The organism is Starkeya sp. ORNL1 (assembly GCF_012971745.1).
Classification (GTDB): Bacteria; Pseudomonadota; Alphaproteobacteria; order Rhizobiales; family Xanthobacteraceae; genus Ancylobacter.
In genome coordinates, this window is sequence record NZ_CP048834.1 from 645,482 (window position 1) to 663,743 (window position 18,262).

Sequence of the window (18,262 nt, forward strand, 5' to 3'; positions counted from 1 at the left end):
GGACAAGCCTGGCCATGACGTCGGGTTGAGTTGGTTAAATCATGGGTCAAAGCATTCCGCTGGACATCGAGGCGCTGGGCCGCCGCGCCGCGTCGATGATCGAGGCGCTGGGCGCGATCTCCTCCTCGCCCGACCATCTCACTCGCCTGTTCCTCACCCCCGAGCACCGCCGCGCCGCCGATCTCGTCGCCTCCTGGATGCGCGACGCGGGCCTGGGTGTGTCAGAAGACGCGCTCGGCACGGTGCGCGGCCATTGGTGGCCGGCGGGCGAAGAAGCGCCGCGCCTGCTGCTCGGCTCGCACATCGACACGGTTGAAGACGCCGGCAAATATGATGGCTGCATGGGCGTTGTGCTGGCGCTGCTCGCGGTCGAGACCATTGCCAAAGCGGGGCTGAAGCCCGCCTATGGCATTGATGTGCTGGCGTTCGGCGACGAGGAAGGCTCGCGCTTCCCGACCACGCTCTCCGCTTCCTCCGCGATCGCCGGGGTTTTCCAGCCCTCCATGCTGGTCGCGAAGGACGCCGATGGCGTCAGCTTTGAGGACGCCGTGCGCGCCTATGGCAAGGACCCGGCCGATATTCCCTCAGCGGCCTATGATCCGAACCGGGTCATTGCCTATGTCGAGGCGCACATCGAGCAGGGGCCGGTACTGGAGGTCGAGGATCAGCCGCTCGGCATCGTCTCCGCCATTGCCGGCGCTTCGCGCCTCTCCGTCACCGTCACCGGTGAGGCGGGCCATGCCGGCACCGTGCCGATGCGGCTGCGCCATGATGCGCTGCTCGGCGCCGCCGAGATGGCATTGGCGGTGGAGAAGATCGCCAAGGCGGACCGTCACGGCATGGTGGCGACCGTCGGGCGCGTGCATGTCGATCCGGGCGCGGTGAATGTCATCCCGGCGCGCGTGGTCTTCACCATCGATCTGCGCTCCGGTTCGGATTCTTCGCGGCGCGACGCGCTGACCCGGTTCGAGCGCGAGGCTCACAAAATCGCCGATCATCGCGGCCTCGGCGTCGTCATCTCGGCCTTCCATGAGGTGGCGACCGTGCCTTGCTACCGCGACCTCGAGGTACGCTTGAGCAATGCTGTAGCCGAGCTTGGGCATCGTGCGCCGGTGATGCCCTCCGGCGCCGGCCATGACGGGCAGGCAGTGTCGAAGCTCTGTCCGGTCGGCATGCTATTCGTGCGTTGCAAGGGCGGCGTCAGCCATAATCCCGCGGAATATGCCAGCCCTGCCGATATGGGACTTGCAGCCGCCGCGCTGGTACGCTTCATCGAACGCTTCGAACTGCCGAAGACAGGCAGTGCCACCGGAGTATCGACGTGACCAGCGCCAGTGCCGATTTCGACGCCCAGCGTTTTGCCCTGGAGACGGAGTTCCTGAAAGCGCTGGTGCGGGTGCCGAGCGACAACCCGCCGGGCGACTGCGCGCCGCATGCCGAGGTCGCCGCGAAGCTGCTGGAAGAACTGGGCTTCACCGTCGAGCGCCATGTCGTCGCGGAGCCGTTCGTGAAGACCTATGGCATGCGCTCGGTGGTGAACCTGGTGGTGCGCACCACGTTCGGCAGTGGCAAGGGACCGGTGATCGCGCTGAACGCCCATGGCGACGTGGTGCCGCCGGGCGAGGGCTGGACCTTCAATCCCTATGGCGCCGAGGAAAAGGGTGGGGCCATCTATGGCCGCGGCGCGGCGGTGTCGAAGTCGGACTTCGCCACCTACACCTTCGCGCTGCTCGCGCTCAAGGAGCAGCCGGAAGGGCTCGACGGCAGGGTCGAGCTGCATTTCACCTATGACGAGGAGGCGGGCGGCTTTCTCGGGCCGAAATGGCTGCTGGAGCACGAGCTGACCAAGCCGGACTATGCGCTCTCCGCCGGCTTCTCCTATTCGGTGGTCATTGCCCATAATGGCGCGCTGCATCTCGAAATCGTGGTGCGCGGCAAGCAGGCCCATGCCGCGCTGCCGGAGACCGGCGCCGACGCGCTGGAGGCGGCGACCAGGATCCTCACTGCCATCTACGCGGAACGCGCGCGGCTCTATGGCATCACCAGCGCGACGCCGGGCATCGGCTCCCCCAAGATCACCGTCGGCCTGATCTCCGGCGGCATCAACACGAATGTGGTGCCGGACCGCATCGTCATGCGCGTCGACCGCCGGCTGACGCCGGAAGAGGACGGCCTTGCCGTCGAGGCGGCGCTCACCACGCTGATCGAACGGGCGGTGGCGGATCGCCCCGGTATCGAGGTCGAGTGCCGGCGCATCATCCTCGCCGAGCCGCTGCGCACGCTGCCGGGCACCGAACGCCTGGTCGAGGCGATCCAGAAGCACGCCACCGAGGTGCTCGGCGTGACGCCGCCGGCGACCGCGGTACCGCTCTATACCGATGCCCGTCATTACACGGCGCAGGGCATTCCGACGGTGCTCTATGGCGCCGGCCCTCGTACCATTCTCGAGGCCAACGCCCACGCCGCCGATGAGCATGTGCGCCTCGATGATCTCAAGGCCGCGACCATCATCGTCGAACGAGCGCTGCGGGACCTGCTCAAGGCACGGTGATCGCGGACGCCAGGAGACCAAGCCATGACGGCGTTCTGGCAATGGCTGGTGCCGCAGCCGGTGTGGGTGATCCTGCTGGTGGTCGGCGCCATCCCGATCATCACTGGTCTTGCGGTCTATGTCCTTGCCCTCTCGGCGCCGGTGGTGCGGTGGGTGAAGCCGCAGGAGATCGCCCCGCCTTATCTCGGTGCCGTCACCCTGCTGTTCGCGCTGTTTGCATCGCTGATGATGGGCGACATCTGGCACCGGGAGACGCGGGTCGGCGAGATCGTCCAGGAGGAAGCGCGGAGCCTGCGCGCCGCGCTCGACATCGCCGCGGTGTGCGGGGCGCCGTGCGATGATGCGCGCGATGCGACCTATGGCTATGCGCGCCTGCTCGCCAACCAGGAGTGGAGGCGCAGCTGGGTCCATCTGAGCCCATTGGCCGATGCCGGCCTCGACCGGCTCTTGTCGTCGCTGAAGACGATCAACACCGACAATGCGGCGCGCACCAGCCTGCTGACCCAGCATCAGCAATTGCGGCGGCTGCGCAGCGAGCGCTACGGCATCATGAATTTCGACATGGCGCCGCACCGCTGGAACATGCTCATCATGCTCGGCGTGCTGACACAGCTTGTCCTTGCCTCGGTGCATGTCGGCCGCCGCGTGGCGCTGACCGTGGTGCTCGGCCTGTTCACCGCCGCCTTCGTGGTGACGCTGGTCTACATGGCCGAGTTGGCGTGGCCGGCCGCAGACGCAACCGTCATCTCGCCGGAGGATCTCCACTACATCCTGCTGGTGCCGAACGGAAGCTGAGTTGAACCACGTCATCCTGAGGTGCCGCGAAGCGGCCTCGAAGGATGCTCGTCCCCGAAGACCGCCATCTGCTTCAGCATCCTTCGAGGCTCGCTGCGCTCTCGCCTCGGGATGACGTCGAGCAGGCTTGTCACCAAACTGCAAACGATTGCATAATGCGTGTGCCGCCCGCGCAAGACGGGCGCCGATGCCACGCAGAGGAAGCGCACGCCAATGAACGATGCCACCATCGCGGCGTCTGCCGCCGCATTCCGTTCGGATCCGGAGCATGTCGCGGTCACCGAGCCAGTCGCCGGCTCCGACCGGCCGGTCCATCTCATCTATGTCGAAATGCGCGACGGCCTCTATGCGCCCATCGGACTGCGCGTGCCAGCCGGGCAGGGGCCGTTCCCGTTGGTGCTGTTTGCTTCCGGCAATGGCGGCGGCGGCATGCGAATGATCCGCGATTTCACCCATAACCAGAGCTGGACGCAGGAGCGGTTCCTCGATGCCGGCTATGCGGTTGCCTGGACGCGCTATCGTGCCGAGGTGGACTACGCCTATGACCGGGTGGGGCCACTGGTCGAGGACATAAGGCAAGGGCGGCAGCTGCTGAACCGCGGGCCGCTGGAATATGAGGATCTCATCTCCATCGCCGAATACGCCAAGACGCTGCCCTTCATCGATCCGGAGCGCATCGGCTACATGGGCATGAGCCATGGCGGCGAGATGGCGCTGAAGATCGCCTCAGAATACCGCGGCATCCGGGCGATGATCGCCAGCGAGCCCGCCTCGCACGAATTCGTCCGGCTGCGGCCGGATACCACGGCGCATATCGACCCACGCACCGGCCTGCTCAATGTCGAGAAGATGCTGATGCGCGATCCGGCCAAGGTGCGGGCGCGGATCACCGAGGATGTGGCGCAGGCCCGCGTTGCACCGATCGCGACGCCGATCCTGGTGCAGGGCCGCGACAGCGACGAATTGCAGGGCATTTTCCGCGTCAGCTACGACCTGCTCGCCGAGGCGGGGAAGGACGCGCGCTGGAAGTCCTACGACCATGACGTGCACGGCTTCGTCTATGTGAAGCGCAACGCGGCTGGCGTCTATGAACCCGACCCGGTGCAGACCGAGGCGGTGGGGGATTCGATCGCGTTTTTCGACGAGTATCTGAAAGGGTAGATCACCACGTCATCCTGAGGTGCGAGCTTGAGCGAGCCTCGAGGGATGCTGAAACAGGACAACGATCATCTGCCACGAATATCCTTCGAGGCTCGGGCTTTGCCCGAGCACCTCAGGATGACGTTGCTTGTTTACCGCGAGCGCTGATCAGAACCCGACGGCGGTGCCGTGCAGGTCATAGGCGTCGGCGCGCTCGATCTTTACGGTGGCGATCTCGCCGACGCGGAGCGGACGGCGCGCGGCGACATGCACCACGCCGTCGATCTCCGGGGCGTCAGCCTTCGAGCGGCCGATGGCCACCGTCGGGCCGACGCTGTCGATGATGACCTGCTGGCGGGTGCCGACCTTGCGCTTGAGGCGGCGGGCGCTGACGCGCTGCTGCGTCGCCATGAAGCGATCCCAGCGCTCCTGCTTCACCTCGTCCGGCACCGCATCGCCGAGGTCATTGGCGGGTGCGCCGCGGACCGGCTCATATTTGAAGCAGCCGACGCGATCGAGCTCGGCCTCGTCGAGGAAGTCGATAAGTTCCTGGAACTCGGCCTCGGTCTCGCCGGGGAAGCCGACGATGAAGGTTGAGCGCAGCGTCAGGTCCGGGCAGGCCTCGCGCCATGCCTTGATGCGCGCCAGCGTCTTCTCCTGCGCCGCCGGGCGCTTCATGCGCTTTAGCACGGTGGGGGAGGAGTGCTGGAACGGGATGTCCAGATAGGGAAGGATCACCCCGTCCGCCATCAGCCCGATCACTTCGTCGACATGCGGGTAGGGGTAGACATAGTGCATGCGCACCCACGCGCCGAGCGTGCCGAGCTCGCGGGCCAGATCGAGGAAGCGGGCGCGGACCTCACGATCCCTCCACTTGCTCTCGGCATATTTCAGATCGACGCCATAGGCCGAGGTGTCCTGCGAGATGACGAGGAGTTCCTTCACCCCGGCGGCGACCAGCTTCTCGGCCTCGCGCAGTACGTCGCCGGCCGGCCGGCTGACCAGGTCGCCGCGCAGCTTGGGGATGATGCAGAAGGTGCACCGATTGTTGCAACCTTCTGAAATCTTTAGATAAGCGTAGTGGCGGGGCGTGAGCTTCACGCCCTGCGGCGGCACCAGATCGAGGAACGGGTCGTGCTGCGGCGGCACCGCGATGTGCACCGCGTCCAGCACGCTTTCATATTGCTGGGGGCCGGTGATGGCGAGCACGCTGGGGTGCACGTCGCGGATCTGCTCCGGTTCGGCGCCCATGCAGCCGGTGACGATGACCTTGCCGTTCTCCTTGAGTGCGTCGCCGATGGCGGCGAGGCTTTCCGCCTTGGCGCTGTCCAGGAAGCCGCAGGTATTGACGATGACGAGGTCGGCGCCCTCGTGCTGCCGCGAGAGCTCATAGCCCTCGGCGCGCAGTCGCGTGACGATGCGCTCGCTGTCGACCAGCGCCTTGGGGCAGCCGAGCGAAACGAAGGAGATGCGCGGCGCCGCACCGGGCGCGGCAATAGGGGCGTCCAGCGACGCGGCGTCGGCCATGATGGATCGGGGCTCGGAATTTCAGGATCGCGAGCCGTTACGGCACAGCGCCCCGCGCGTCAACTCCCGGCCGCCCTACGATGCCGTGAGCGTCAGGCCGCTCGGTCGGTCGCCTGCTCGATCACAGCGTCGAACAGTTCGAGTTCGGGATGGCCGAGATAGAGCGGCTTGTTGCCGCCGGCGGAGCGGTGGGCGGCGCGGAAGGCTTCCGAGCGGGTCCAGGCTTCGAAGTCGGCGCGTGAGTTCCAGATGCTGTGCGAGGCGTAGAGCGTGTGGTCGTCCTTTGCGGGGCCGCGGAGCAGGCTGAATGCCTTGAAGCCCGGCACCTGCGCCAGATAGCTGTCGCGCTCGCGCCAGACGCGTTCGAACTCCTCCTCGGAGCCGCGGACGACCTTGAAGCGGTTCATGGCGAGGAACATCGGCGTCTCCCTTGCGTGTCGGGGCCGAGTCTCGCCGAGCCGGGCGGCGAGGGCAAGGCGACCTTTCGTCAGACGAAGAGGGCGGCTCACGCCGCCCTCGTCTCAATTGCACATCCAGTGCGACGTCATCCTGAGCCGCGAGCTCAGCGAGCCTCGAAGGATGCCCATCCCCGATGACCGCCCTCTGCTTCAACATCCTTCGAGGCTCTGGCTGCGCCCGAGCACCCCGCGGTTGGCCATTGGCCAACCGCTAGGGATGACGTGGTTCATTCAGAGGAGACCGATCTCACTTCAGCTTGCCGACATCGATGCCGAGGGTGATGGCGCCGATCGCCTTGCCCTTGTCGGAGATGGTGACGCTGACCTGCGAGATCTTCTTGCCACCGTCATCCTCGGCCTTGTCGACGAAGATCGAACCAGGGCCGGCGCCATAGGATTTCTGCCACTTGGCCTCGTCGGCCTGCCAGAAGTCCGAGGTGCCGTCGGTCTGGCCGACATTGAGGCCGCGATCGTCCATGACGAAGGCTTCGGTGATGACGCCGCCGGACGCTTCCTTCTTCTTGGTGAGGAAGGCGGCGAGCGGGTTCTTCATGGTGCTGTCGAGCAGTTCCGGCTTCTTCGCCACCCAATCCTTGTCGAGCTGGTCGATCTCGGTCTGCATCAGCTTGGCATGCGCCTTGTTGGACGCCTCCACCGCTTTGATGACGACCGGGTCGCTGAGCCAGGACTCGACGTGCTTCTTCACATATTCGGTTGCCGGCTTCACATGGGCCATCTCGTCCTGCGCCAGCGCCGGGACCGCGCCCACGGCGAAGGCAGCCACCGCAAGGGCGGCGATCTTGGTGCAAATGCTCATTTCGTTTCCTCCGGACGGTCGTTCAATCGCCGCCTGAAGGTGAGCCTAGCACAAGACCCGAACTATAAATCAAGAGCTTCGACCGCATTCATCTTCATTGCCTTGCGGAATGCCGGCTCTTAAACATATTGCACCTGCGAACATCTGTAGTCGTTGTCAAGTTTTTCATAATATATGATGAAATCAACATTGATCGTCGATGCCGCACTCGGCCTGTGGGGTATCGCATCTGCGATATATTCACGCATTCGGCCAACCCGCCGTTCAATTCGACTTCCGCAAACGCCCGCTGTGGTTGCGGTGTTCTGCCATGCTAACGGAAACGCCGCCGGGAAATCTCAACACTGGTATGCAGAATGTAATGTATGACCCACGGTATTTTTGATTTGCATCGCCTCCGGCTGACGAAATTGTCACAGCGGCCGAAAAAATTGCATCATGAATTCGCCTCACGAGAAGGTGTTTAACCCAGGTAGCCGCTGGCCGCTGCGGTGTGGCGAAAGAGGAAGGCGCGCGGCGGACTTTCTGTCATCATCCGCTGGCACAATGACTGCCATCAACAAGTGCTGCCCGATCGCGCGGCTCCGGCCCCTGCGCGTCGCCACGGGAAAAAACGAACGGGTCGCACCCGACAGGGAGAGGTTCAACGCCAATGAAAAGCATCGACATCAGCCGCCACACAGATTTCCGTCCGCAGCCCGTGCAGATTCGTGTCGGGAGTGAGGACATCGAAGTCCGGTCGCTGAATTGCGCCATCGACCTGATTCGTTCGCTGCGCCATGACCGGCTCGGCAATTATGCCGAGATGCTGCTCGTGCAACTCGAAGCTGCCCGCGAGCCCGAACAGCAGGCGAAAGCCTGGACCGCGTTCCGCACCTGGTCGACAGCGTGCGGGCTCGATGCCCAAATCGCGCGGGCGGCCTGAACACCTGATATTGCTGAAGAACGGAACGCGCCGTCCTCCCGGAAGGGAAGGGCGGCGTTGCCGTTTTGCGACTTCGCGCCGGTATCGCGCCGCCGGCATCCCGTTGCCGACGCATGGCAGCCTCGCAACGTTACAATGACAGGACGTTAGCAGTCGGACGCAGGATCGGTTATGTCTGCCGCGGGGCTTCGACGACGGGGATAATGTGAAGCGCGTCATTCTTGCACTTGCGGCGCTCATCGGAACCGGTGCGCCCTCGAGCGCCCAGAGCCCTGCGCCGCAGCCCACGCCCTGGGGAAACTTTGACTGGTCGCAAGTCGCCGCGCCGCGCGTGACGCTGCCGCAAAGCGTCGTCCCGTTGCAGCCGACGATTCCCGGCAGCGTGGCGGCGCCGCCCGCGGCCCCGTCGCCCGCGCGCACGCCCGTCGTCCGCGCACCTGCCGTGCAGGCTCCTCCCGTCCAGCCGCCCGCATCGCGCCAGGCGGCCCGGCCAGGCGCGTCGCAATCGACGACGCAATCCGCGCGGACGGCCGCACCGACCACGCCGCGCCGCGCACGCACGGTGGCCGCCGCTCCCGTCGAGGACAAGGACCCGCCCCAGCCGGTCCCAGCGGCTCCGGTAGAGCCACCGCTTGCCATCCTGCTGGACGGGCTCGGCATTTATGTCCAGCAGGACTATGTCGGCGTCTCGGCGCTGGCGCGACCGCTGCAGCAGCAGGGCTACCGCACCATCGTCGACAATCATTTCATGCGCAATGTGCAGGGGCAGGTACCGGCCATCATCATCGGCCATTCGATGGGTGGCCAGTCGGCACTGAGGCTGGCGCGCCAGATCGTGCAGGCCGGCTATCCGGCGCCCGATGTCATCACCATCGACGCCGCTCCCTTGCCGTCGCCATGCGCGGTGCCACGCTGCACGAACATCTTCAGCCCCGGCTTTCCCCAGGTCGTCGGCGCGCAGAACATCTCCGCCTGGGACCACGGCGCCTATCTGGTCAGTCACGCCATGCTGGCCAGCAATCCGGCGATCCAGCGCATGGTGCTGCAGTACACCGCAAGCCTTATCGCACAGCGCAATGGCGCGCGGGTCGCGGCGCAACGTTCATCCAACGACTGATCCGGTGTTCCGCGCCAATGCCCTGGTACTTGGCGGCGCCACCACCTATCTGCTGCTCAGTCCTGCTGAGCTTACCGTGGTGCCGACAATGCAGAGAATGGCGAGCGAGCTCGTTCAATGGTTCGAGGCGAACGGCCTCAATCCCGCCGACTATCGTGTGCGTATCGAGGCCAAGAGCATCGCCGCGCAGCGTGACCTGCTGAAGCACTTCGTCGAGCAGGTGGAGCCGGCCATGACGCCTGCCGCCGCCAGCCACCTCAAGCCGAAGCTTGAGGGCATCGAGATCAGCGTCGAAGGACCGTTGCCGCACTTCCGCTGACGAGCGGCGCCAAGAGACCTTTGCCAATCAATGCTTTCGCCACGGCACGTGCCGTGGCATGAAACAGCGAAGCCTCGCTCCCCAAAGGACCCAATGCCGATATCGCGCCTGTCGTTCGTCCAGGCAACGCTGCTCATGCTGCTGGCGGGCCTCATCGCCCTGGTCGCGATCGTCGGCACCACGATCTGGCTGGTGAACCGCACCCAGACCTATGTCGAGGAATTGAATCAGGCGCGCGAGTTACGCAGCGCCGCGATCGACCTTTTCGTCACCCTGCAGAACGCAGAGACCGGCCAGCGTGGCTATCTGCTTACCGGCGTGGAGAGCTATCTGGCGCCGTATGATCGTGCCAAGGGCTTGTTTCCGCAGCGCCTTTCCCGCCTCGAGGCCGCGGCAAAGATCAATGCGCCCGACCAGACGGAAGTCGATCGCCTGGCGCCGATCCTGAACGACAAGATGGCGGAGCTCCAGCAGACCATCGATCTCGCCAGAGCGGGCCATGGCGAAGAGGCGCTCACCATCGTTCGCACCGACAGCGGCAAGCAGCTCATGGATGATGCGCGCGCCATCCTCTCGCGCCTGCTCACGACCGCCGAGGCCCGGCTTGCCGACCGCATCACCGCCCAGCGGGACAGTGCCGACACGCTGTGGTGGGCAGCCATCATCGGCGGGCTGGTCATTCTGGCCGTCACTTTCGGGGGCGCCTGGACCATCGTGCGCTACACGCGGGACCTTGCGGACACCCAGAAGGAGGTCGAGGCACTGAATGTCGGCCTGGAGGAGCGGGTGCGCGAGCGCACCGCCGATCTTGCCCGGGCGAATGACGAGGTGCAGCGCTTCGCCTATATCGTCACCCATGATCTTCGTGCGCCGCTGGTGAACATCATGGGCTTCACCAGCGAATTGGAAACCAGCCTCGACTCGATCCGCACCTTCATCGCCTCGGCGCCGGGCGAGGCGGTCGACCCGGCGTTCGCCGAGGCACGGGTGGCGGTGCAGGAGGATGTGCCGGAAGCGCTTGGCTTCATCCGCTCCTCGACCCGCAAGATGGACGGCCTGATCAATGCCATCCTCAAGCTGTCGCGCGAGGGGCGCCGTGCGCTGAAGCCGGAGCCTGTCGACCTCGCGGCACTGCTGAAGACGGCCGAGGAAAGCCTCACCCACCAGCTCAATGAGAATGGCGGCAGCATCAGCGCCGCGGTCGGATTGCCGCCGATCGTCTCCGACCGGCTGTCGCTGGAACAGGTCATCGGCAATCTGCTCGACAATGCAGTGAAGTACCGCTCCCCCGAGCGCGCCTTGCAGATCAAGGTCGCGGCGCGCCCGGCGCCGGGCAATCGCGTCGCGATCACCGTCGAGGACAATGGCCGCGGCATTGCCGAACAGGATCATGAGCGGGTGTTCGAACTGTTCCGCCGCTCCGGCGTTCAGGACATACCGGGGGAAGGCATCGGCCTCGCCCATGTGCGCACGCTGGTGCGCAATCTCGGTGGCGACATCACCCTCAGTTCACGGTTTGGACAGGGGACGACGTTCAGTATAGAGCTGCCGCGCGACGTGCGGGTGTTTCTCGGGAGTAAAGCCGCGTGACCGAAGATGCCAAGCCGGTGACGATCGTCATGATCGAAGACGATGAAGGCCATGCGCGCCTCATCGAGCGCAATATCCGCCGTGCCGGCGTGCAGAACGACATCGTGCCATTCACCAATGGCACGGACGCGCTCAACTTCCTGCTTGGCACCGACGGCAGCGGAGCGGTCAGCGCCGGCCGCCATCTGCTGGTGCTGCTCGACCTCAATCTGCCGGACATGACCGGCGTCGATATCCTGGAGAAGGTGAAGGCGAATCCGCACACCCGCCGCTCGCCGGTGGTGGTGCTCACCACCACGGACGACGCGCGCGAAATCCAGCGCTGCTATGATCTGGGCGCCAATGTCTACATTACCAAGCCGGTGAATTATGACGGCTTCGCCAATGCCATCCGCCAGCTCGGGCTGTTCTTCGCGGTGATGCAGGTCCCGGAGACCGCGTGAACGCCATGCCAGGCACCGGCACGCTGCGCGTGCTCTATGTCGATGACGATCCGGCACTGACGAGGCTGGTGCAACGCGCGCTGGCCCGGCGCGGCTATACCGTCGCGACCGCCGCGGACGCCGCCTCCGGCCTCGCGCGGATCGCGGAAGGCGGCATCGATGTGGTGGCGCTCGATCATTATCTGCCGACTGGAACCGGCCTCGACGTGTTGGCGGAGCTCGGCCTCCGCGAAGGATCGCCGCCGGTGGTCTATGTCACCGGCTCGGCGGAAACGGCGGTCGCGGTCGAGGCGCTGAAAGCGGGTGCCTTCGACTACGTGCCGAAAACGGTGAATGACGAATTCCTCGAACTGCTCGGCAGCGCCATCGACCAGGCCGTCGACAAGGCGCGGCTGATCCGCGCCAAGGAGGAGGCGGAGCGCCAGGTGCGGGTCGCCAAGGATCGCGCCGAGACGCTGCTCTCCGAGGTCAATCACCGTGTCGCCAACAGTCTCTCCATGGTGGCGGCGTTGGTGCGCCTGCAGGCCAATGCCATTGCCGACAAGGGCGCCAAGGCCGCGCTCTCGGAGACGCAGGCGCGTATCATGGCGATCGCCGGCGTGCACCGGCGGCTCTACACCTCGGACGACGTCCGCAGCGTGGAGATCCACGAGTATCTCACCGGGCTGATCGGCGAGCTCGCGGTCTCGATGCGTGAGGCCGGCCATCATTCCTCGGTCAGCGCCGAGGTCGAGACCATGCCGGTGCCGACCGACAAGGCGGTGTCGATCGGCGTCGTGGTCACCGAACTGGTGACGAATGCCTTCAAATATGCCTATCCGGACACCGCCGGCGGCGACATCCGGGTGAGCTTCGGGCGCAATGGGGACAATGCCGCGCAGCTCGTCATCGAGGATGACGGGATTGGCTGGCGCGGCGACGGCACGGCGCGCGGCACCGGGCTCGGCACCCGCGTCGTCAAGGCGATGGCTGGCAGCCTCGGGGCCGAGTTGAGCTATGACGCGCCGGAACGTGGCACCCGCATCCGGCTCGACTTTCCGGTGTGACGCCAGCTGATATCCGGCCTTTCAGATCCGGGCGACGACGCTCTTCAGCTTGCAATAGGAGCGCAGGCCTTCCATGCCCTTCTCCCGCCCGAAGCCGGACTTGCGGTTGCCGCCGAAGGGCACTTCGATGCCGCCTGCGAAATACTCATTGATGTAGACCTGTCCCGCATCGACGGCGCGGGCGTATCGGTAGGCCTTGGACAGGTCGCGCGTATAGATGCCGGCCACCAGGGCATAGTCGGTGCAATTGGCTGCGGCGATCGCCTCGTCAAGTCCGTCAACCACCTGCACAGCCAGCACCGGCCCGAAGATCTCCTCCTGCACGATCGGATCCTTGACGCCGCGCGCGGCGACGACAGTCGGCTGGAAGAACCAGCCATCGGCGGCGTTCGAGGGGCGAGCGATGTTGCCGCCGGCATGAATGATGTTGCCGGCCGCCTTGGCCTGCTCGACGTGGCCGGCGATCTTCGCGAGCTGGGCCGCTGAATTCACCGGCCCGATGGCGGGATTGCGCAGTCCGTGCCCGATGCTGAGGCCCTCCATCCGGCCGGCGAGACGGTCGATGAAGCCATCGGCGATGCTGCGCTCGATGACGAGCCGCGAGCCGGCCGAGCAGATCTGCCCGGCATTCTCGAAGATCGCCTCCATCACCCCGTTCAGCGCGGCATCCGGGTCGGCGTCGGCCATGACGGCGAGCGGCGACTTGCCGCCGAGTTCCAGCACCAGGCGCGTCACGTGCTTCGCCGCCGTCTGCATCACGCGTATGCCGGTGTCGACCGAGCCGGTGAAGGTGATGTGGTCGATGCTCGGGTGATCGGTCAACGGCGCGCCGGCCTCCCGGCCGGTACCGGTGACGACATTGAACACACCCGCCGGAAGCCCGGCCCGGTGCGCCAGTTCGGCGAGCATCAGGCAGGTGAAGGGGGTCTGCTCGGCCGGCTTCGCCACCACGGCACAGCCGGCGGCCAGCGCCGGGGCGATGCCGCGCGCCGCAGTGGAGAGCGGATAGTTCCACGGGATGATCTGGGCGGCGACGCCGATCGGCTCCTCGATGGTGAAGCCGACATAGTCCGGCCCGAGCGGGATGCTGGCGCCATGCAGCTTGTCGGCGGCGCCGGCGTAATATTCGAAGGCGCGGGCGGCACCGCGCACGTCGCCTTCTGCCTCGACCAGCCGCTTGCCGCTATCGAGGCTCTCCACCACCGCAAGCCGGTCGGCATTGTCGCGGATCAGGGCGGCAAGACGGTTGAGCACACGCCCGCGCTCCGCAGGGGTAGCCCGGCCCCATTCGCCGGCAAGCGCCCTGCGCGCGGCAGCGACGGCGGCGTCGACATCGGCTGCCGTGCCGGCGGCGAAGCCGGCAAAGGCGGCGCCGCGGCCCGGATCGAAACTTTCCATCCGCCCACCGGCTTCGGACGCGACGAAGCGTCCGTCGATGAAATGGCCGTCGGGCAGCCCCTTCAGCGTGCCCGTCGCCAATGCCTCCTCGACGAGGCTGTCGCGCACCGCGCTCATAGCGCGACCTCGCTCACCTTGTAGTCCGCCTTGTCGAGCCAGGAGGGCTCGATCTCCATGCCCCAGCCGGGGCCTTCCGGGATCTGGACCGCACCGTCGCGAACGACCAGCGGATTGCGCAGCAGGCCGCGCTCCCACGGATAATAGTCTTCGCCCTCGATGGAATATTCGACATAGGGCCCGGCATTCTCCAGCGCGCCCATGACGTGCAGCGTAAACGCAGTGACCATGGACTGGTTGGCGGAATGCGGCGTTACCAGCATGCCGGCATCCTTCGCCATGTCCGCTACTTTCAGCATGCGCACCACGCCGCCGATATAGCAGACGTCCGGCTGCACCACGTCGACGACGCGGTTCTCGATCATGTAGCGCCAGATGGTGAGGTCGCAGTCCTGCTCGCCGCCGGTGACATCGAGGTCGAGCGCGTCGCGCACTTCGCGCGTCCAGTGATGCTGCCAATAGGGGCAGGGCTCCTCAAAATGGATGATGCCATTGTCCTGGAGCATCTGGCCGACCTCGATCGCCTTCTTCGGCGAATAGGCGCTGTTGCCATCGACCAGGAGGCGCGCCTCGTCGCCCAGCGCCTTGCGCACCATCGGCACGATGGCGTCGGTGCGGCCGGGCCACTCGTCCTCGTCATGCCCGCACTCCTTGCCGACGCGGAACTTGAAGGCGCTGAAGCCGTGCGCGTCGCGCAGGCGCGGCAGGCGGTCGGCTTCCTCTTCCGGCGTGATCTCGCCGCGCTTCATGCTGGAGGCATAGACCGGGAAGGGGCGGGGGGTGCCGCCCAGCAACGCGCAGACGCTCTTCTGCTCGATCTGGCCGCGCAGATCCCACAAGGCGGTGTCGAGGCCGGTGATGGCGCGGAACAGATAGGAGCAGGGGAATTTGTGCTCGCGCTCGGGGATCAGCGTGACCAGCGCCTCGATATCGGAAGCGTCAGCGCCAAGGGCATAGGGCGCGACCTGGCGATGAAAGACCTGGGCGGTGATGTCCGCATTATAGGGCGACAGCTGTCCCCAACCCTGTCGGCCCTCGTCGGTGGTGACGCGGACAAAGCCGACATAGCGGTTCGAGAAGGTCTCCAGGCGCTGGATTTTCATGGATTGCCGATGGTTCGGGACTGCGCTTGCGCGGTTTCGCTGGATATTCCCGCTCCAATGGTCTGGAACTAAGGTCCATTCTGGAGAAAACTACAGGCCAATTGCCGGCGAGGAGGTCGTGCCGTCATGGTCAAATGGGCCAAGGGAGCCTTGCTCCAGTCCATCGTCATCGATCGCGAAGCGCCGCAGGCCTTGAGCCTGCAACTGTGCGCAGGCCTGCGCGACCTGATCCTCGGCGGCATGCTGAAGGCCGGCGACCGGCTGCCGGCAACCCGCATCCTCGCGGCACAGCTCGGCATGGCCCGCACCACGATCGTCGAATCCTTCGAACGGCTGGTGGCAGAGGGGCTGCTGGAGACCAGGGTGGGTGCCGGCACCTATGTCAGCCAGGCCATCAACGCGGAGCGCCCGGCAGCACAGCCGCAGAAGCCGACACAGCCGGCGACCAGCGCGCGGCTTGCCCAGTCGATGGCGGCCGCCTCCGGGCGTTTCGCCGAGCGCCTCGCCCACCAGCCGCGGGCCTTCACCACGGCGATGCCGGCCTTTGACGAATTCCCGATGGCACAATGGTCGCGCCTCGCGGCCAAGCACTGGCGCAAGCAGCGCTTCGACGTGCTGGGCTATCCCGATCCGCTCGGCTACCGGCCGCTGCGCGAGGCCATCGCCTCGCATCTGCGCACCAATCGCGGCATCGACTGCACCGGCGACCAGATCTGCGTCGTCGCCGGCGCGCAACAGGCGTTCCAGCTGATCGGCGGCGCGCTGCTCGATCCCGGCGACAAACTATGGTTCGAGAATCCCGGCGCCATCGGCGCGCGCAACAGCCTGCTGCTCTCCGGCGCCGACCTCGTCCCGGTGCCGGTGGACGATGCCGGCCTGAACGTGGAACGCGGGCTGGAACTGGCGCCGGACTTCACGCTCGCCTTCGTCACCCCCTCGCACCAGCAGCCCCTGGGCACCAAGATGAGCCTGGAGCGCCGCTTCGCCCTGCTCGACGCTGCCGAGCGCTGCGGCGGCTGGATCATCGAGGATGATTGGGACGGCGAATTCCGCTTTTCCGGCCAGCCTTTGCCGACGCTGAAGGGCATCGATACCGGCGGACGGGTGATCTATGTCGGCACCTTCTCCAAATCGCTGTTTCCGGCGCTGCGGCTCGGCTTCCTGCTGGCGCCGCCGGCGCTCGCGCCGATCCTGCACGCCAGCCTGGAGGCTTTCTCGCCCGGAGTTCCGACTGCGCCGCAGGCCATCGTCGCCGACTTCATCGCCGAGGGGCATTTCGCCACCCATGTCCGGCGCATGCGCAAGCTTTATGCCGAGCGCTACCAGACGCTCTACGACGCGGCGCAGGCCCAGCTTGGGGACTGGCTCGACATCATGCCGACCACCACCGGCATGCATACCGTTGCCTATCTCAAGCATGGCCTCGACGCCGAGCGCGTCGGCGCCGCCGCCACCGCGCGCGGCATCACCGTGGCTCCGATCAGCCGCTTCTGCACCGAACCTTTCCCACGACAGGGGCTGGTGCTCGGCTTCAGCGGCTTCGGCGCGCCGCAGATCGAGCAGGGCGTCAGGGTGTTGCGCGGGGTGTTCGAAGGGCTTCGCGCCGCTGCGTGAACGGGGCGAAATGGTCTGTCCCGTTTTGCCAGAATGGACCTGCCTGACATACCAATGCCGCCCTAGAGTTCCATCCAGAGCCGGCGCGCGCTGGCTCCAAACCTCGATAGGAGGATGGATACATGACCAGTCTGAGGGGACTGCTCGCCTGTGCGCTGGGGATCGCGGCTCTCGCCGCTCCGGTCCCGTCGCAGGCCGATACGCTGCGGCTGCTGACCTGGGGCGACTATGCGCCGGAAGCGGTCATCAAGAAGTTCAAGGAAGCCACCGGCATCGATGTCGAGGTCACGCTCTCGAATAATGAGGACATGATCTCGAAGCTGCGTGCCACCGGCGGCGCGGGGTTCGATCTCGCCCAGCCGAGCCAGGACCGCATCCTCGGCCCGCAGACCGATTTCGGCATCTACAAGCCGCTCGACGTCAGCAAGATCGACACTTCCAAGTTCATTCCCGACCTGCTCGACGCCTCGAAGAAGAACACCACCATCGACGGCAAGGTCTATGGCGTCTCGCATCTTTGGGGCACTTCGGGCCTCGTGGTGAACAAGGCCAAGGCGCCGAACCTCAAGACCTTCGCGGACCTGTGCTCGGACCAGTACAAGGGCCACGTCTCGATGCGCCTGAAGCGCACCGCGCTGTTCGGCATGGCGTTCGCGCTCGGTGACGATCCGTTTGCCGCCTATGGCGACAAGGCCAAGTATCAGGCCATTATCGAGAAGGCCGGTGCCGCCCTTGCTGCCTGCAAGAAGAACGTGAAGGCCTATTGGTCCGGTTCGGACGACCTGCTCACATGCTGCGCTCCGGCGAGGTCTATGCCTCCGAGGCTTGGGATTCGACAGGCTTCAAGCTGAACGGCGAAAACCCGGACATTAATTTCGTCGCCCCGACCACCGGCGCGCTCGGGTGGATCGATACGTTCGCGCTGCCGGCCAAGGGCAAGAACGACGAAGCCGCCTATAAGTGGATCAACTTCGTCATGCAGCCCGAGATCGCCGCGCTCATCGTGCAGTCCTCGGGAAGCTTCTCGGCGTCCAAGGGCTCCGATGCGCTGGTCCCGGAAAAGCTGCGCAAGGCGTTCCAGGAAGCCTTCCCGCCGCAGGTGATCGCCAATGTGAAGTGGTTCCCGGCCATTCCGCCCGGCTATGAAGACATGGAAGGCAAGATCCTCGACAAGATCGCGGCGCAGTAAGCTCGACAAGGCCCGGCGGCATCGCTGCCGGGCCTCCCCTGGCGGTGCCGCGCCGATCATGACGTCATCCTGAGGTGCAGGCATCGCGAGCCTCGAAGGATGCGCACGCAGGA

Annotated in this window: 18 protein-coding genes; 13 read left to right on the forward strand and 5 right to left on the reverse strand. The window is 65.8% G+C overall.

Annotated features, from left to right (window positions below; translation table 11 throughout):
- The first annotated feature begins 41 nt into the window (after positions 1–41).
- The 4 genes from G3545_RS03160 (at position 42) to G3545_RS03175 (ending at position 4,507) form a co-directional block, all read left to right on the forward strand.
- Complete coding sequence (locus G3545_RS03160; RefSeq protein ID WP_170009762.1) at positions 42–1,325, forward strand: allantoate amidohydrolase; 1,284 nt, start codon at positions 42–44, stop codon at positions 1,323–1,325.
- Positions 1,322–2,551, forward strand: a complete 1,230-nt coding sequence (locus tag G3545_RS03165; RefSeq protein ID WP_170009764.1) for an ArgE/DapE family deacylase — start codon at positions 1,322–1,324, stop codon at positions 2,549–2,551. The genes G3545_RS03160 and G3545_RS03165 overlap by 4 nt, the downstream gene beginning before the upstream one ends.
- A gap of 24 nt (positions 2,552–2,575) precedes the next feature.
- A complete protein-coding gene (locus G3545_RS03170) occupies positions 2,576–3,346 on the forward strand; it encodes a DUF4239 domain-containing protein (RefSeq protein WP_170009766.1) in 771 nt (256 codons plus the stop codon).
- A gap of 213 nt (positions 3,347–3,559) precedes the next feature.
- Positions 3,560–4,507, forward strand: a complete 948-nt coding sequence (locus G3545_RS03175) for a prolyl oligopeptidase family serine peptidase (protein ID WP_170009768.1) — start codon at positions 3,560–3,562, stop codon at positions 4,505–4,507.
- A 147-nt stretch (positions 4,508–4,654) separates the two neighbouring features.
- Here G3545_RS03175 and rimO read toward each other — a convergent pair whose 3' ends face one another.
- The 3 genes from rimO to G3545_RS03190 all read right to left on the reverse strand — a co-directional run bounded on the left by rimO (position 4,655) and on the right by G3545_RS03190 (position 7,288).
- On the reverse strand, positions 4,655–6,013 hold the full coding sequence (gene rimO, locus G3545_RS03180; RefSeq protein WP_170009770.1) for a 30S ribosomal protein S12 methylthiotransferase RimO: 1,359 nt from the start codon (positions 6,011–6,013) through the stop codon (positions 4,655–4,657).
- Between the two features lie 92 nt (positions 6,014–6,105).
- Complete coding sequence (locus G3545_RS03185) at positions 6,106–6,432, reverse strand: antibiotic biosynthesis monooxygenase (protein ID WP_170009772.1); 327 nt, start codon at positions 6,430–6,432, stop codon at positions 6,106–6,108.
- A 286-nt stretch (positions 6,433–6,718) separates the two neighbouring features.
- On the reverse strand, positions 6,719–7,288 hold the full coding sequence (locus G3545_RS03190; protein ID WP_170009774.1) for a hypothetical protein: 570 nt from the start codon (positions 7,286–7,288) through the stop codon (positions 6,719–6,721).
- Between the two features lie 652 nt (positions 7,289–7,940).
- Between G3545_RS03190 and G3545_RS03195 the strand changes: the two genes are divergently transcribed.
- The 6 genes from G3545_RS03195 to G3545_RS03220 all read left to right on the forward strand — a co-directional run bounded on the left by G3545_RS03195 (position 7,941) and on the right by G3545_RS03220 (position 12,728).
- Positions 7,941–8,213: a hypothetical protein gene (locus tag G3545_RS03195; protein WP_170009776.1), complete on the forward strand. Its 273-nt coding sequence runs from the start codon at positions 7,941–7,943 to the stop codon at positions 8,211–8,213.
- A gap of 205 nt (positions 8,214–8,418) precedes the next feature.
- A complete protein-coding gene (locus G3545_RS03200) occupies positions 8,419–9,330 on the forward strand; it encodes a hypothetical protein (protein ID WP_170009778.1) in 912 nt (303 codons plus the stop codon).
- 4 nt (positions 9,331–9,334) lie between these two features.
- A complete protein-coding gene (locus G3545_RS03205; RefSeq protein WP_170009780.1) occupies positions 9,335–9,649 on the forward strand; it encodes a hypothetical protein in 315 nt (104 codons plus the stop codon).
- Between the two features lie 93 nt (positions 9,650–9,742).
- Complete coding sequence (locus tag G3545_RS03210; protein ID WP_170009782.1) at positions 9,743–11,239, forward strand: CHASE3 domain-containing protein; 1,497 nt, start codon at positions 9,743–9,745, stop codon at positions 11,237–11,239.
- Between the two features lie 29 nt (positions 11,240–11,268).
- A complete protein-coding gene (locus G3545_RS03215; RefSeq protein WP_170017878.1) occupies positions 11,269–11,682 on the forward strand; it encodes a response regulator in 414 nt (137 codons plus the stop codon).
- 5 nt (positions 11,683–11,687) lie between these two features.
- Entirely contained in the window at positions 11,688–12,728 is a 1,041-nt protein-coding gene (locus tag G3545_RS03220) for a response regulator (protein ID WP_170017879.1), read from the forward strand.
- A gap of 21 nt (positions 12,729–12,749) precedes the next feature.
- Here the strand turns inward: G3545_RS03220 and G3545_RS03225 are convergent, their stop codons facing one another.
- Both G3545_RS03225 and G3545_RS03230 read right to left on the reverse strand, forming a co-directional pair.
- Positions 12,750–14,243: an aldehyde dehydrogenase family protein gene (locus tag G3545_RS03225; protein ID WP_170009784.1), complete on the reverse strand. Its 1,494-nt coding sequence runs from the start codon at positions 14,241–14,243 to the stop codon at positions 12,750–12,752.
- The gene (locus G3545_RS03230) at positions 14,240–15,346 is read right to left on the reverse strand and encodes a mandelate racemase/muconate lactonizing enzyme family protein (RefSeq protein ID WP_170009787.1); all 1,107 of its coding nucleotides are present in this window, start codon (positions 15,344–15,346) and stop codon (positions 14,240–14,242) included. The genes G3545_RS03225 and G3545_RS03230 overlap by 4 nt, the downstream gene beginning before the upstream one ends.
- A gap of 126 nt (positions 15,347–15,472) precedes the next feature.
- On the opposite strand from G3545_RS03230, the gene G3545_RS03235 reads away from it, so the two are divergent.
- The 3 genes from G3545_RS03235 to G3545_RS29845 all read left to right on the forward strand — a co-directional run bounded on the left by G3545_RS03235 (position 15,473) and on the right by G3545_RS29845 (position 18,149).
- Positions 15,473–16,960: a PLP-dependent aminotransferase family protein gene (locus G3545_RS03235; RefSeq protein ID WP_170009789.1), complete on the forward strand. Its 1,488-nt coding sequence runs from the start codon at positions 15,473–15,475 to the stop codon at positions 16,958–16,960.
- Between the two features lie 122 nt (positions 16,961–17,082).
- Positions 17,083–17,811 carry an extracellular solute-binding protein gene (locus G3545_RS03240; protein WP_281411702.1) on the forward strand — a complete coding sequence of 243 codons (729 nt, stop codon included), beginning with the start codon at positions 17,083–17,085 and terminating at the stop codon, positions 17,809–17,811.
- Complete coding sequence (locus tag G3545_RS29845; protein WP_281411703.1) at positions 17,751–18,149, forward strand: extracellular solute-binding protein; 399 nt, start codon at positions 17,751–17,753, stop codon at positions 18,147–18,149. The genes G3545_RS03240 and G3545_RS29845 overlap by 61 nt, the downstream gene beginning before the upstream one ends.
- Positions 18,150–18,262: the final 113 nt, after the last annotated feature.

Excerpts from the sequence above, each read along its gene's own strand:
- G3545_RS03235 (WP_170009789.1), top strand. The coding sequence starts at position 15,473 with ATGGTCAAATGGGCCAAGGGAGCCTTGCTCCAGTCCATCGTCATCGAT.
- G3545_RS03225 (WP_170009784.1), bottom strand. The coding sequence starts at position 14,243 with ATGAGCGCGGTGCGCGACAGCCTCGTCGAGGAGGCATTGGCGACGGGC.
- G3545_RS03195 (WP_170009776.1), top strand. The coding sequence starts at position 7,941 with ATGAAAAGCATCGACATCAGCCGCCACACAGATTTCCGTCCGCAGCCC.
- G3545_RS03210 (WP_170009782.1), top strand. The coding sequence starts at position 9,743 with ATGCCGATATCGCGCCTGTCGTTCGTCCAGGCAACGCTGCTCATGCTG.
- G3545_RS03160 (WP_170009762.1), top strand. The coding sequence starts at position 42 with ATGGGTCAAAGCATTCCGCTGGACATCGAGGCGCTGGGCCGCCGCGCC.
- G3545_RS03185 (WP_170009772.1), bottom strand. The coding sequence starts at position 6,432 with ATGTTCCTCGCCATGAACCGCTTCAAGGTCGTCCGCGGCTCCGAGGAG.
- G3545_RS03170 (WP_170009766.1), top strand. The coding sequence starts at position 2,576 with ATGACGGCGTTCTGGCAATGGCTGGTGCCGCAGCCGGTGTGGGTGATC.
- G3545_RS03190 (WP_170009774.1), bottom strand. The coding sequence starts at position 7,288 with ATGAGCATTTGCACCAAGATCGCCGCCCTTGCGGTGGCTGCCTTCGCC.
- G3545_RS03175 (WP_170009768.1), top strand. The coding sequence starts at position 3,560 with ATGAACGATGCCACCATCGCGGCGTCTGCCGCCGCATTCCGTTCGGAT.
- rimO (WP_170009770.1), bottom strand. The coding sequence starts at position 6,013 with ATGGCCGACGCCGCGTCGCTGGACGCCCCTATTGCCGCGCCCGGTGCG.
- G3545_RS03230 (WP_170009787.1), bottom strand. The coding sequence starts at position 15,346 with ATGAAAATCCAGCGCCTGGAGACCTTCTCGAACCGCTATGTCGGCTTT.
- G3545_RS03220 (WP_170017879.1), top strand. The coding sequence starts at position 11,688 with ATGCCAGGCACCGGCACGCTGCGCGTGCTCTATGTCGATGACGATCCG.
- G3545_RS03240 (WP_281411702.1), top strand. The coding sequence starts at position 17,083 with ATGACCAGTCTGAGGGGACTGCTCGCCTGTGCGCTGGGGATCGCGGCT.
- G3545_RS29845 (WP_281411703.1), top strand. The coding sequence starts at position 17,751 with ATGCTGCGCTCCGGCGAGGTCTATGCCTCCGAGGCTTGGGATTCGACA.
- G3545_RS03215 (WP_170017878.1), top strand. The coding sequence starts at position 11,269 with ATGATCGAAGACGATGAAGGCCATGCGCGCCTCATCGAGCGCAATATC.